The sequence below is a fragment of the Acinetobacter sp. F16 genome (assembly GCF_052712855.1).
Genome location: NZ_JBRATK010000003.1, coordinates 1 through 12,897, shown reverse-complemented (window position 1 = coordinate 12,897; position 12,897 = coordinate 1). Strand labels below are relative to the sequence as shown.

Here is a 12,897-nt window from a genome sequence, read left to right as displayed (position 1 = left end):
AAGCAACAAAAGAGCAGAGACTTATGATTTGGGTGGAGTTAATTTCAGTTTTTGTTATATGGCTGACATTTTGGTCATTAATTCCACGGGATGAATGGTGGATTCGAGGGGCCGATTTTCCACGCTTGCAAATTTTAGTTTTGGGACTGATTGCTTTGGTGCTGTTATTGGTCTGGGATCAACCATGGGATCTACGGCGTGAAATTGTCTTTACTGCCTTGATTGCGGCACTCGCATATCAGCTTAAAATGGTGCTGCCTTATACCTTTATCTGGAAAAAACAGGTCAAAAAAGTCCATAAGCATCAGCTCAACCCCGATAAGCAAATTTCTTTGATTGTATCTAATGTATTAACTCCAAATGATAAATATCACCTGTTGGTTGAGCAGATCCAGAAACATCAGCCTGATTTGGTACTGACCTTAGAAACAGATTTCATCTGGCAAAAAGCCCTTGCTGTGATTGAAAAAGATTATCCCTACCGTGTGCCTGTGCCTTTGGACAATCTGTATGGTATGCATCTTTACAGTAAGCTTGAACTGAAAGATACCGAAGTGAAATTCATTTTAAGTAATGAAATTCCTTCCATTCATACCACTGTAATTTTACGTTCAGGCCAACCGGTGCAACTGTATTGTCTGCACCCTAAACCGCCCAGCCCAACCGAAGCCAAAGATTCGACCCTCCGCGATGCAGAGCTTTTAATGGTGGGTGATCAAATTAAAGATTTGGATGAAAGCTGTATTGTGATGGGGGATTTGAATGACGTGGCATGGTCAAGAACTACACGATTATTTCAGCGTATTAGTGGGTTGCTTGATCCGCGTGTAGGACGACGTTATATCAATACCTTTCATGCAGATTATCCAATGTTTCGCTGGTCACTCGACCATGTCTTTCATAGCACCGACTTTGCTTTAGTTCATATGGAGCGTTTGCCACATGTTGGATCGGATCATTTTCCGGTGTATGTTGTACTACAAACGGGTCGCGTTTTCGAACAGTTTCAGGACGAGCTGGAACAAACCGATGCCGATGAACAAGAAGCCCAAGAGGCGATTCAGGAAGGTATTCAAAAAGCAGAAAAAGAAGAAAAATTGGTCACCGATGAAATTGCACAGGACTATAAAAATGGTACGAAAGTACTTTAAGGTAATTAGAGGAAAAGTGTACGAAATTGCTTACATGGATAGAGGTGAATTGCGAATAGTTCTTTTTTCTATTTTTGTTTAATCTAGCCTCATCAGCCAAGGAGTTGGGAACGGAAAATCCCATTATGGAAGACGATGTTGGGCTGATGGTGAGTCATCATGGATATGATGCAGCAATGGATCGCAAATAAGATAATAAAAATAAAGTTTGAAAAGCACAACCTTATACACCCGAGTTTTGCAGGATGCAGAACTCGGGTTCTACTTTTATAGAACATGCTAAAAATAAAATTTCAGCTCTGTATTTATTCAAATTCCACGCACTTAAATTTTAATTGCTCAATTTACTGATTTGTCACGTGATGCTTTTGATATCTATGCAGGGTTATTGATATTTTTTATAGGGACCTTTTTTCATTATCATCGTCAGTTGCAATTACACTTTGCCATTTGGGCTGGGGTGATTGTTGCTATCAGTGCAGAACAGTTTTAATGCCCATGTTTGCTGCCCGAGATGATTTAATCAATCATGGACTTTGGCGTATTGGAGCCAGTATGAACAATATTATAATATAAATACTATTTTCTGGCCTTTGGCGAGTGGGTTAATGGTGAGGTTTAGAGCGTGAAAGGACTAATCACGTGATGACTTTTGAAATATCAATGCATGATCAGATTCATGAAGCAGAAGTTTTAGAAATTTATCGGGCAAATGACTGGTCATCAGCGCAAAAGCCAGTTCAGCTGATGGCAGCATTACGTCATTCACATAGTCTGGTCACAGCCAGACAGGATGGACAGCTTATTGGTCTGGGAAATGCAATATCTGATGGGTATCTGGTGGTGTATTTTCCGCACCTACTCGTGCATCCCCAGTTTCAAAATTTGGGTGCGGGCCGCTTAATGATAAAAGCCATGTTGTTTAAATATAAAGATTTTCACCAAAAAATATTGGTTGCTGAACATCAAGCCATAAAATTTTATCAATCAATGGGCTTTGTTCGCGCAGGACAAACCGAGTCTATGTGGATCTATGCAGGAACAGAACATTGATCATTTTTAGATGATTTATTTAAGCTTGTATTTTATGCCCAACCTGTCTTTGTATGTCACGAAGACGTCATCCATAGACTGAGCTGAACAAATTTAATTTGAACTTAAAACCTGTTTATATAAATCAATGGTCTGATCACACATCTCTTTTAAGCTAAACATCGTGACTGGCGTAACTTCTTGAGACTGATCAATATGATGCTTTACGGCATTTAAAAGTGCAGATTGATCATCTACCTCAATTAAGCCTTGCGGATAAACCTGGGATAGAATCTCTGCCACACCGCCACGATTCCAGCCAATCACGGGTGTACCTACCGATAATGCTTCTAATGCGGTACGACCAAAGGTTTCCGCCTGATTTGAAAGAGAAAGGACCACATCACTAAAGGCTAGCCATTCACGAATATCCGAACGATGACCAACAAAAGTGATTTTGTCGCGTAAACCTTTGCTCTGAATGGTGTCTTGCATTTCTTGTAAGTAAGCAACCTTTTTCGAATCCGCGCCACCCACCACTACCGCATGCAGATTTGGATATTGGTTTTTCAGCTGTTGCATTAATTCAATTAAAGTTTCATGGCCTTTTAAACGGGTAATACGCCCAGGCAGGCAAATTAAAAACTTGTTTTCCAGTTGCGGAAAATCTTTAAACGTTTGATTGATCCACTGTGCAGAGGGTTGATAGCCATGCGGAAATTCTTGTGGTGAAATGCCGCGATAAATACGCACGATATTTTCAGGCGGACAGTTTTTATAATGCTCGGTAATGTATTTCACTACACTATCCGAAACGGCAATGACTTTTTCCGCCTGCGTCATAATGGCACTATAACGATTGGTCGAATAAAAGCCGTGCACCGTTGAAATGAGATGCGGGCGTTTATGTGCCGGAATGCCTTTTAAGGCAAAATGAGTCAGCCATGCAGGTACGCGTGAACGAACATGCACGATGTCAGGTTGATGCTGTTCAATCAGTTTTCGTAAAGGGCGTATTTGCCAAAGACTGGATAAAGATTTTTTGTGAATGGCCAAAGTCAGATGTTTTGAGCCTTCGGCTTCAAGTTGGGTAACCAGACGTCCACCATTGGAAACCACCAAAGATTGGTGACCGTCTGCAACAAGCGCACGTGCAATTTCTAGTGTGCCACGTTCAACACCACCACTGTTCAATTCAGGAAGAAGCTGCATAATTTTCATAGGTGTTATCTTCATTATTTTAAAGGGTGGGATTGGTTAATAAATTTTGTCATAGCCTTCAGGACGCGTTTTAAAGCGGCGGTGAAACCACATATATTGAGTGGGTGCAATCCGTAGCTGACTTTCAATGATCTTGTTAACACGTGTTGCATCATCCACTTCATCGTCGCTCGGCAGATTTTCTACCGATGCTTCAATTAAAACTTTGTATTGTGGATTGGCAATATCGCCATCACGGTAGAAATACAGCGGAATTGCGGCGGCTTTGGTCATCTTTATTAACCGGCGATGTGCAGTGACTGTTGCTGCAGGTATCCCAAAAAAGGGCGCCATCACGCCTTGTTTTAAACCGAAATCCTGGTCGGGACTGTACCAGATCGCATGGCCATTTTTTAAATGACGAATCAAGCCACGCATATCATCATGGTCAATTTGATTGGCATAAATGGTGGCGCGGCAGCGGTAGATCAGCATATCTAGCAATGGATTATTTTGCGGGCGGTAGACTACATCTGGCTCAAAATATTGAGCACATAAATATCCGCCGGCATCGAGTAATGTTGAATGCGTGCCTAACAGTAAAACGCCTTTGCCCTCAGCTTGTGCCTTTTGCAGATGTTCCAAGCCTTCAATGCTGACACGATCTTTAAACCACTGTGGGCAATACCATGCATTTAAGGTTTCAAAAATCCCAATCATCTGATCGACAAAAACGTGTCGGGTATTTTCCCGAACCTGTTCGGCTGTCCATTCTGGAAAACAGAGTTCCAAATTACGAACTGTTGTTTTACGACGCGATTTGAGCTGATTGAATGCAAGGTTGCCTAAAAAAGTAGCTAAACGATGCTGAATGGCCCACGGTAAAATTGCCAGAATCATTAAAAATATGATTCCAATCCAAATGCCCCAATATTGTGGAAGAAGGAAAGACCATTGAAACTCACCCGGTTTGTAGTCTGGCTTTTTACTCATAATGACCGTTTATACCAAAAGTTATCTGCAGTTTAACATGAAGTTATTTTCTAAATAAAAAAGCACCTGCAAAATACTTTACAGGTGCTTTTATCACGCGGCTAAATTAGTTACCTTTGGTCAGGTTTTCTAATTCATCCCAACGTTCCAATTTTTCAAGCAATAGCTCGTCAATTTCAGCTAAACGTTGTGATGCTTGCGCTGCTGCATCGGCATCTTTAACAAACAAAGAGCCATCTGCAAGCTGCTCATTCAGCGCGGTCTGTTCTTTCTCTAATGCTTCAATTTCAACCGGCAACTGTTCTAAAGCACGTTGATCTTTATAGCTGAGCTTTACTTTTTTTGGCACTGCTGCTTCGGCTTTGGCAATGGCTTTCTTGGCATCGCTTTTCAGACCGACAGCAGTTTGATCTGGGCGTTGTTCCAGATAATCCTGATAACCACCGATGTATTCATCAATGTTGCCTTTACCATCAAATACCCAAGTCGATGTGACCACGTTGTCCATAAATGCACGGTCATGCGAGATCAACAGTAATGTACCGGTATAGCCACCGAGCATTTCTTCCAATAGTTCAAGCGTTACCATATCCAGGTCGTTGGTTGGCTCATCCATCACAATTAAATTCGATGGTTTAAGCAGTAGCTTGGCAAGAAGAATACGGTTACGTTCACCACCCGACAACGCTTTAACCGGAGTACGGGCACGTTCAGGCGAGAACAGGAAATCTTGAAGATAACTGTAGATATGACGACGACCACCGTTAACATCGACAAAGTCTGAACCTTCAGAAATGTTGTCTTTAACCGATTTCTCTAAATCTAGTGCATTCCGCAGCTGGTCGAAATAAGCCACTTCCAGCTGTGTACCCGTTTTAACTGTGCCACCATGCTCAAGCTCACCTAAAATGGCTTTGATCAGGGTTGTTTTACCCACACCATTGTCGCCGACCAAACCAATACGGTCGCCACGAAGTACCAATGCAGAGAAATCTTTGATGATGGGTTCTTGATCGCCAAAAGCAACACTTAGATGCTCAATATCAAAGACCAGTTTACCCGAGCGGTTGGCATCTTGCGTTGCCATGCTCACTTTACCTTGTTGTGAACGACGTGCTTTCGACTCTTCACGTAAATCTTTCAGCGCACGTACACGACCTTCGTTACGGGTACGACGGGCTTTAATGCCTTGGCGAATCCAGACTTCTTCTTCAGCCAAACGTTTATCAAACAAAGCATTCTGCTTTTCTTCGGCTTCCATCTGCTGCGCTTTAAGCTCAAGGTAACGTGAATAGTTACCTTCATAACTCCGTAAAGTACCGCGATCCAGTTCGACAATACGCGTTGCAATGCTGTCGACAAATGAACGGTCATGTGAAATAAATAATAAGGTTAAATTATTTTGATCGAGCAGGAATTTTTCTAACCATTCAATACTTTCTACGTCCAAGTGGTTCGTTGGTTCGTCGAGTAAAAGTACATCGGGTTGCGTAAGTAAGGCACGTGCCAATAGGACGCGACGTTTACGACCACCGGATAAATCGGCTAAATCGGCATCCGGGTCTAAACCCATTTTGCTTAAAATAGAATTTACCTTGGTCTCCAAAGCCCAACCATCGACCTGATCGAGTTTGTGCTGCAGGTTACCCATGCGGTCGCATGCTTCCATATCACCGAGTACACAAGCATCGCTTGCTTCGTGATAGGCTTTGAGTACAGCAGCCGCTTCACCTGCGCCATCGGCTACAATATCAGCGACCTTACCGGAATCCATGGGTACATCTTGAGCAAGCATGGAAATGGTGATGCCATTTTGTATAGAAACTTCACCACGATCTGGCAGTAAACTTCCCTCAATGAGTTTAAGTAAAGTAGACTTACCTTCACCGTTACGGCCAATCAAACACACTCGTTCACCGCGTTCCAAATTGAAGTTCGCGCCGTCGAGCAGGGAAGGTCCGCCAAACGCGAGTTGGACATCCCTTAACGTAATATAGGCCATACTGTTTCCTGAAATCCAAAATGAGGACTTAAAATGACTAAACAAAAAAATCTTAATGATCAGGCGTCATTTTCCGCACCCATAGAAGATTTGCAAGTGCGAATTACATTTTTAGATGATTTAGTTGAACAATTAAATCAGCAGGTGTCTCTGCAACATGCCGAAATAGCTGATTTGAAAAAACAAATGCAGTTTCTGTATCAACGCATTGAGTCTGCCGATTTATCCGATGGAATTGCCGCTTTTGATCCGATGACCAATCGACCACCGCATTATTGATTTAATGTTCACGGGTCTTTTTGCTGAATTGATTTGACCTTTTCATCCAGGCTCGCTCTAATGCGGGCTCAAAGTCCGCTTACTTGTCTATTGAGATTATGTCCAACAAAGTCGTTCTTCTTGATCTTGAAAAGAATATGCCCACCGCACAATTGTTGCGTGACATTATTCAACACTACGCCGTAATTTATTTATTTAACTGCCAAGGAAAGTTTGAATACTCACTTGAAGATTTAACCGAATTTTCAGCTTGGATCAGTAGTGGACAAGTGGTTATCTTAGAAACCGCAGAGATCGATCATAAAGAATTTGAATATGCCGTGGTAGTTGGACAGCTGATTGCATTGTTAGAACCGGACACGACCATTGAAGTCATTTCTGCCATGCCAAGCAGTGAAATCCTGATTGAAATGATGCAATCTTCAGACATGAACTGTCACCTGATTCAAATTCAGGCTGAAGCATCTTGCTTAAATGCAAAATATAAACTTCCAAGTATTGAAACCATTCAGCAAAAACCAGAATTGTTGTTGGTCAAAAAATATTGTGATGCTTTAAGTAAAATGAAGGGTAAACCGAACTCGATTGAGAAACTTAAAAACTCGATCAGTAATATTTTGCAAGTTGAAAGCGATCAGGCACAGCAGCTGATTGCTTTGCTGATCAATCTAAAAATTGTGAAACGTTATGATGAGCAAATCAACTTCCGTAAAAAAGTTTTAAAACAATGGACGGAACTTGATTTAGAGCAAGCAACGCCTTCAGAAACAGCACAGAACATTTCCCCGATTTTTGCTCAACTACATACAGAAGCTTCCTCGAATGAAGAACTGGAGCAGTCAAATCCCATTCATCATGCGCAAAAAGATTTATTTAAAAACTTCTCTAAGATTGATCCGGTTCAGGTCATTGTCGCGCGTAAATTGCGCGAATTAAAGTCGGATAAGCCTAAGGATATTTATGCCTTGCGCGATTTACTGGAGCAAATGTTCCCGAAATCGGATGTTAGATTATTGCTTAAGGAATTGATTGAAAAGGGATATATCTACTGGAATGGCAGTGAAGTGCTGTATAGTCACGAGATGTTCTTGAATTAATTTCATCGTTGCAACTTGCGTTTTATATTGCGCTTATGCAACTCTAATAAAGGAATAGACAAGGTTGTACTATGGAAAACACTGGTATTTGGGTCATTGGCTTCATCATCCTATTTGTTTTGGGCTCGATTTTGGGTCTTCGCGTCAGTCCGCGAGAAAAAGCATTAGGCATGATGCGTGAGAGAGCACGCAAGATGGCACTGCACCCACGTTTAGTCGCAGCTCCCGATTGGACAAAAATTCCAATGGTCTCTGAAAAGCGTGCCAGTATGGTGGCCTATTATAGTGTACTTATTCCAGATGCTCGCCTGCCTTTGATGCGTGCGCGGGTTGAAGACCAAAAGCTAAAACTTGTGCAGGGCGATGATAAGTTTAACGATTTGCCCATTGCATTAAAGGGCATTTATGCTATTGATATGCAGGCAAACTGTGTAGGACTCTATTGGGATGAAGAATCTGACCTTCGAGCAACACAGTTAGATGACATTAAAACCTATTTACAGTCTTTGGCTGAAATTTAATTTATATACGAAACAAACAGGATTAACGGTTAACTATGGCGAACGCTCCTCGGTCTACATCCAAAAGCACCACAGCAAAATCACCGAGTGCTGCGAAAAAGCGTGCCTTAGTGATTGTGGAGTCGCCTGCAAAAGCGAAAACAATCAATAAATACCTCGGTTCAGATTACATTGTGAAATCATCCGTCGGTCATGTCCGTGACTTACCGACCGGTGGTTCTAAAAGTACAGAAAAAAAACCTGTATCACGTGCCAAACTGACCGATGAGCAAAAAGCTGAAAAAGCACAAACAGCCTTGGTTAATCGTATGGGCGTTGACCCTGAACACGATTGGAAAGCTCATTATGAGGTGCTTCCGGGTAAAGAGCATGTCGTTGCCGAACTGAAAAAACTGGCATCGCAAGTCGATGAAATCTACCTCGCAACGGATATGGACCGTGAAGGGGAAGCGATTGCCTGGCATTTAAAAGAAGTGATTGGTGGAGATGATTCACGTTATCAACGTGTAGTCTTTAACGAAATTACCAAAAATGCGATTCAAGAGGCTTTTAAACAGCCATCACGTTTAGATATTGATAAAGTCAATGCGCAGCAAGCACGGCGCTTCTTGGACCGTATTGTCGGTTTTATGATCTCGCCATTACTTTGGGAAAAGATTGCCCGTGGTTTATCGGCAGGTCGTGTGCAATCGGTTGCAGTAAAATTGGTGGTAGAACGTGAACGTGAGATTCGTGCTTTTATTCCTGAAGAATATTGGCAAGTATTTGCAGATACCAAATCATCAAGCGATGACATTCGCTTAGAAGCAGTCAAACAAGGTGGTAAAACCTTAAAACTGCAAAACAAAGCCCAAACGGATGCTTTGTTAAAAATCCTGAATAATGCCGAATATAAAGTTAGCACGCGTGAAGACAAACCGACCAAGGTTAATCCAAGCGCACCGTATATCACCTCGACCCTGCAACAGGCAGCAAGCACACGTTTAGGTTTTTCTGTAAAGAAAACCATGACGATGGCGCAGCGTCTGTATGAAGCAGGTTTTATTACCTATATGCGTACTGACTCAACATTCTTGAGTGATGATGCGGTCAATATGGTACGTGGTCATATCGAAACAGAGTTTGGCCAGAAATATCTTCCAGCCAAACCAAACCGTTATGGCAATAAAGCCGGTGCGCAAGAAGCCCATGAAGCGATTCGTCCTTCAAATGTAGCTTTAAAAGGTGATCAGTTAGTTGGTGTCGATCGTGATGCACAACGTCTGTATGATTTAATTTGGCGTCAGTTTGTCGCGTGTCAGATGACACCAGCAGAATACCTGTCTTCAACGATTTTAGTCGATGCGAATGGTGTGGAACTGAAAGCCAAAGGTCGTACTTTAGTGTTTGATGGTTTCACCAAAGTACGTGCTGCAAACAAGGCAGATGACGATATTTTGCTACCTGCAGTTAAAGTGGGTGAAGTGCTTAAACTTGAGAAGCTTGATCCATCTCAACACTTCACTAAACCGCCTGCACGTTTTACCGAAGCGTCATTGGTTAAAGAATTAGAGAAAAAAGGTATTGGTCGTCCATCCACCTATGCAGCAATCATTTCAACCATTCAAGATCGTGGTTATGTGAAGTTGGATAACCGTCGTCTCTTTGCCGAGAAGATGGGTGAAATCGTGACCGATCGTCTCGATGAAAACTTCAACAACCTGATGAATTATGCTTTTACGGCCGATCTTGAAGGTCAGCTCGATAAAGTGGCTGACGGACAGCGTAACTGGAAGGAATTACTGGATAATTTCTACGGTGACTTCAAAAAACGTTTAACCACGGCACAGGGCGAAAACGGCATGCGTCGTAATCAACCTGTTGAAGTTGAAGCGGTACATTGCCCTGAATGCTCACGTCCAATGCAGATTCGTACCGGTACAACGGGTGTATTCTTAGGGTGTTCAGGCTACAACTTGCCGCCAAAAGAGCGTTGTAAGGGTACCTTGAACCTGACTCCGGTTGAGTCACTTGCTGCCTTGTCTGATGATGATACGGCAGAAACTGCGGATTTAATGTCGAAAAAACGTTGCCCGATTTGTGAAACGGCAATGGACAGTTATGTGATTGATGGTGGCCGTAAATTGCATGTCTGTGGTAATAACCCGGACTGTGCAGGTTTTGAACTTGAAGAAGGTGAGTTCAAAATTAAAGGTTACGATGGACCAACCATTCCATGTGACAAATGTGATGGTGAAATGCAGCTTAAGACTGGGCGTTTTGGACCTTACTTTGCCTGCACCAGCTGTGACAATACCCGTAAAGTATTGAAGAGTGGTCAGCCTGCACCTCCACGTGTTGATCCTATTAGAATGGAACACCTACGTTCAACCAAACACGATGATTTCTTTGTTCTTCGTGATGGTGCAGCTGGCTTATTCCTGGCAGCCAGCAAATTCCCGAAAGTTCGTGAAACACGTGCGCCGAAAGTCGCTGAACTACGTTCTGTAGCTGAACAGCTTGATCCAAAATATCAGTTTATCTTGCAAGCTCCAGATGTAGACCCTGATGGCAATCCGGCATTGGTGAAATTCAGCCGTAAGAATCAGGCGCAATATATTGGTTCTGAAAATGCTGAAGGTAAGCAAACCAAGTGGAGCCTGGTTTACCAAGATGGGAAATGGGTTGAAGCCTAATTTTTAACAAGTGAAAAATGCTGACGAATGTCGGCATTTTTATTGTTTTATAAATTGTATTGAGCATAATTTATAAAAGAGCATTTGAATACGTGACAAGGTTATGCACAACTGTTTGAGGCAGGACTACATCGGTAAAATACTGTTTCAGCGACAAAATAGATAGAAGACGGAAGTTGTCGAGTTTTGTGCATGACAAAGTTTTTTGGTACTTTTTGACAGCAAAAAGTACAGAATGAATTCCAGCTCTTCATGGCTGAATGGAAAGACTCCATCATGCTTATATGTTTTAATGATAGTTGAAAATAAATACAAAATATTGAGATATTGGGGAAATGTGGAAAAAAATTCGGGTACTGTGTTTACTCATCATTTTATTCATCGTGGCAGTCAATGCTTACCGTGACCAGAACCAAGACTGGTCCAAACCCATTATTGTCATGCTGCATCTCATTAATGCAGATGGGCAGGTTGCTACCCAAAACTATATTCAGACTCTTAATTTATCTGAATTAACGGCTGCACAAGAATACTTGAAACAAATGTCGACTGAATATCGTGGACAACCCATTTCTATATATTTTCAAATGGGGCGAGAACTCAAACAACTTCCACCTAGAGTACCTGAGCATGCAAGCATGCTGAATACCATTTTATGGAGTTTAAAGTTCCGTTTTTATGCATGGAAACAGCATGAAAGTAAAGATGGCACGCCTAGTGTGACTTTGTTTTTAAATTATTATGATCCTGCACACACTAAAGAATTAAAGCATTCAACCGCCTTGCAAAAAGGCCGGATTGGTTCCGTCAATTTATTTGCCTCTAAAAAACAGGCTGAACAAAACAAAATTGTGCTTGTGCATGAGCTGTTACATGCTTTCGGTGCAACCGATAAATACGACTTGGCGACCGGACAACCCCTGTATCCAATTGGTTATGCCTATCCCAATCAAAAGCCTTTATTTCCCCAAGCCAAATGTGAATTGATGGCGGGACATATTCCTGTCTCACTCGATAAAAGTAAGATGCCGGATACTTTGCAACAGACATTAATTAATGAAATTACCGCGATTGAATTGGGCTGGAAAAAATAAAAGATGTGGATAACGCTTAATTTATCCACAGTTTAACTCACTGATGTGGATAAAAATGTCGCATATTCATAACAGATATCTGTTTTAAAATATTGAAAAATAAACCTGTTCTTAAGCAAGAGACTTCAGAAGAATCATAAAAACAGTAGGAAATGATTTGGTTTGGCATCAGCTGTATAAAAATCGAAAGTAGTATTTAGGTCTGGGCATTTTGCTCATCGTATTTGGAATGGTGTTGCTGGCATCTTTACCTTTCGCCATGCTTTCAGTCATTTTTCTGTTTGGTGTGCTCATGGTGATCGGTGGTGTTCTGCACTTCATTGCAGCATTTAAAATCTTTGATGGGGGGATCGCTGGTTGTAGGCATTGTTTGGCTTGCTTTACTGAGTGGTAGGATATTATGCCTTTAGCACGCCGGTAAAAATCGCCATTGTATTGACCAATTTCTTGGCCATCGTTTTGATTGTTGCGGGTGTCATCCGTGTCTTGAGTGCCTTTGTTTTTAAAGCCTATCAATGTTGGGGATAGGTATTGTTTTTCGGCATTGTTACCTTGGTGACCGGGGTTATTATTTTGATGTCACCCGATGCGCCGTTCTGGGTGCTGGGTCTATTCCTTGCAATCGATATTTTATTTCAGGGCATTAACTATCTCATTTTAGCTTCTTATATCAAACATGAACTGCCCAAAAGTTCTGCCGATGTTTAAATCCAATTCGACTAAAGAGCGCTATATGTGCTCTTTTTTTATTCTTAGATTAGCAGTTGAAGTGCAACGCCATGTTGTTGCCATAATACCTGACTCGGACTTTTAAAGCCGAGTCTTTTTCTTGGGCGCTGATTTAAACGTTGTG

The 12,897-nt window shown here is 41.9% G+C and carries 10 protein-coding genes and 1 pseudogene; 8 read left to right on the top strand and 3 right to left on the bottom strand.

Annotation, left to right across the window (positions count from 1 at the left end; genetic code table 11):
* The first annotated feature begins 23 nt into the window (after positions 1 to 23).
* Both ACU0NF_RS02445 and ACU0NF_RS02440 read left to right on the top strand, forming a co-directional pair.
* Positions 24 to 1,151, top strand: a complete 1,128-nt coding sequence (locus tag ACU0NF_RS02445) for an endonuclease/exonuclease/phosphatase family protein (RefSeq protein WP_445660016.1) — start codon at positions 24 to 26, stop codon at positions 1,149 to 1,151.
* Between the two features lie 645 nt (positions 1,152 to 1,796).
* Positions 1,797 to 2,204: a GNAT family N-acetyltransferase gene (locus ACU0NF_RS02440; protein WP_445660015.1), complete on the top strand. Its 408-nt coding sequence runs from the start codon at positions 1,797 to 1,799 to the stop codon at positions 2,202 to 2,204.
* A gap of 93 nt (positions 2,205 to 2,297) precedes the next feature.
* Here ACU0NF_RS02440 and ACU0NF_RS02435 read toward each other — a convergent pair whose 3' ends face one another.
* From ACU0NF_RS02435 to ACU0NF_RS02425, 3 genes are all read right to left on the bottom strand, one after another.
* Positions 2,298 to 3,404 (bottom strand): glycosyltransferase family 4 protein, encoded by a 1,107-nt coding sequence (locus ACU0NF_RS02435; RefSeq protein WP_445660014.1) that lies wholly within the window; start codon positions 3,402 to 3,404, stop codon positions 2,298 to 2,300.
* A gap of 36 nt (positions 3,405 to 3,440) precedes the next feature.
* Positions 3,441 to 4,376, bottom strand: coding sequence for an LpxL/LpxP family Kdo(2)-lipid IV(A) lauroyl/palmitoleoyl acyltransferase (lpxL, locus tag ACU0NF_RS02430; protein ID WP_445660013.1), 936 nt, complete (start codon positions 4,374 to 4,376; stop codon positions 3,441 to 3,443).
* A 106-nt stretch (positions 4,377 to 4,482) separates the two neighbouring features.
* Positions 4,483 to 6,378: an ATP-binding cassette domain-containing protein gene (locus tag ACU0NF_RS02425; protein WP_407306361.1), complete on the bottom strand. Its 1,896-nt coding sequence runs from the start codon at positions 6,376 to 6,378 to the stop codon at positions 4,483 to 4,485.
* Positions 6,379 to 6,411: 33 nt separating this feature from the next.
* On the opposite strand from ACU0NF_RS02425, the gene ACU0NF_RS02420 reads away from it, so the two are divergent.
* The 6 genes and pseudogenes from ACU0NF_RS02420 to ACU0NF_RS02395 all read left to right on the top strand — a co-directional run bounded on the left by ACU0NF_RS02420 (position 6,412) and on the right by ACU0NF_RS02395 (position 12,752).
* The gene (locus tag ACU0NF_RS02420) at positions 6,412 to 6,657 is read left to right on the top strand and encodes a SlyX family protein (RefSeq protein WP_131384742.1); all 246 of its coding nucleotides are present in this window, start codon (positions 6,412 to 6,414) and stop codon (positions 6,655 to 6,657) included.
* A gap of 98 nt (positions 6,658 to 6,755) precedes the next feature.
* Positions 6,756 to 7,754 carry a hypothetical protein gene (locus ACU0NF_RS02415; RefSeq protein WP_370982752.1) on the top strand — a complete coding sequence of 333 codons (999 nt, stop codon included), beginning with the start codon at positions 6,756 to 6,758 and terminating at the stop codon, positions 7,752 to 7,754.
* A gap of 71 nt (positions 7,755 to 7,825) precedes the next feature.
* On the top strand, positions 7,826 to 8,275 hold the full coding sequence (locus ACU0NF_RS02410) for an ammonium transporter (protein ID WP_445660012.1): 450 nt from the start codon (positions 7,826 to 7,828) through the stop codon (positions 8,273 to 8,275).
* A 35-nt stretch (positions 8,276 to 8,310) separates the two neighbouring features.
* A complete protein-coding gene (gene topA / locus ACU0NF_RS02405) occupies positions 8,311 to 10,950 on the top strand; it encodes a type I DNA topoisomerase (protein ID WP_445660011.1) in 2,640 nt (879 codons plus the stop codon).
* Between the two features lie 335 nt (positions 10,951 to 11,285).
* On the top strand, positions 11,286 to 12,044 hold the full coding sequence (locus ACU0NF_RS02400; protein WP_171535654.1) for a hypothetical protein: 759 nt from the start codon (positions 11,286 to 11,288) through the stop codon (positions 12,042 to 12,044).
* A 136-nt stretch (positions 12,045 to 12,180) separates the two neighbouring features.
* Positions 12,181 to 12,752, top strand: a pseudogene (locus ACU0NF_RS02395) (HdeD family acid-resistance protein).
* Positions 12,753 to 12,897 lie beyond the last annotated feature (145 nt).

Coding starts and splice junctions, on each gene's coding strand:
- ACU0NF_RS02445 (WP_445660016.1), top strand. CDS start 24: ATGATTTGGGTGGAGTTAATTTCAGTTTTTGTTATATGGCTGACATTT.
- ACU0NF_RS02440 (WP_445660015.1), top strand. CDS start 1,797: ATGACTTTTGAAATATCAATGCATGATCAGATTCATGAAGCAGAAGTT.
- ACU0NF_RS02435 (WP_445660014.1), bottom strand. CDS start 3,404: ATGAAAATTATGCAGCTTCTTCCTGAATTGAACAGTGGTGGTGTTGAA.
- lpxL (WP_445660013.1), bottom strand. CDS start 4,376: ATGAGTAAAAAGCCAGACTACAAACCGGGTGAGTTTCAATGGTCTTTC.
- ACU0NF_RS02425 (WP_407306361.1), bottom strand. CDS start 6,378: ATGGCCTATATTACGTTAAGGGATGTCCAACTCGCGTTTGGCGGACCT.
- ACU0NF_RS02420 (WP_131384742.1), top strand. CDS start 6,412: ATGACTAAACAAAAAAATCTTAATGATCAGGCGTCATTTTCCGCACCC.
- ACU0NF_RS02415 (WP_370982752.1), top strand. CDS start 6,756: ATGTCCAACAAAGTCGTTCTTCTTGATCTTGAAAAGAATATGCCCACC.
- ACU0NF_RS02410 (WP_445660012.1), top strand. CDS start 7,826: ATGGAAAACACTGGTATTTGGGTCATTGGCTTCATCATCCTATTTGTT.
- topA (WP_445660011.1), top strand. CDS start 8,311: ATGGCGAACGCTCCTCGGTCTACATCCAAAAGCACCACAGCAAAATCA.
- ACU0NF_RS02400 (WP_171535654.1), top strand. CDS start 11,286: ATGTGGAAAAAAATTCGGGTACTGTGTTTACTCATCATTTTATTCATC.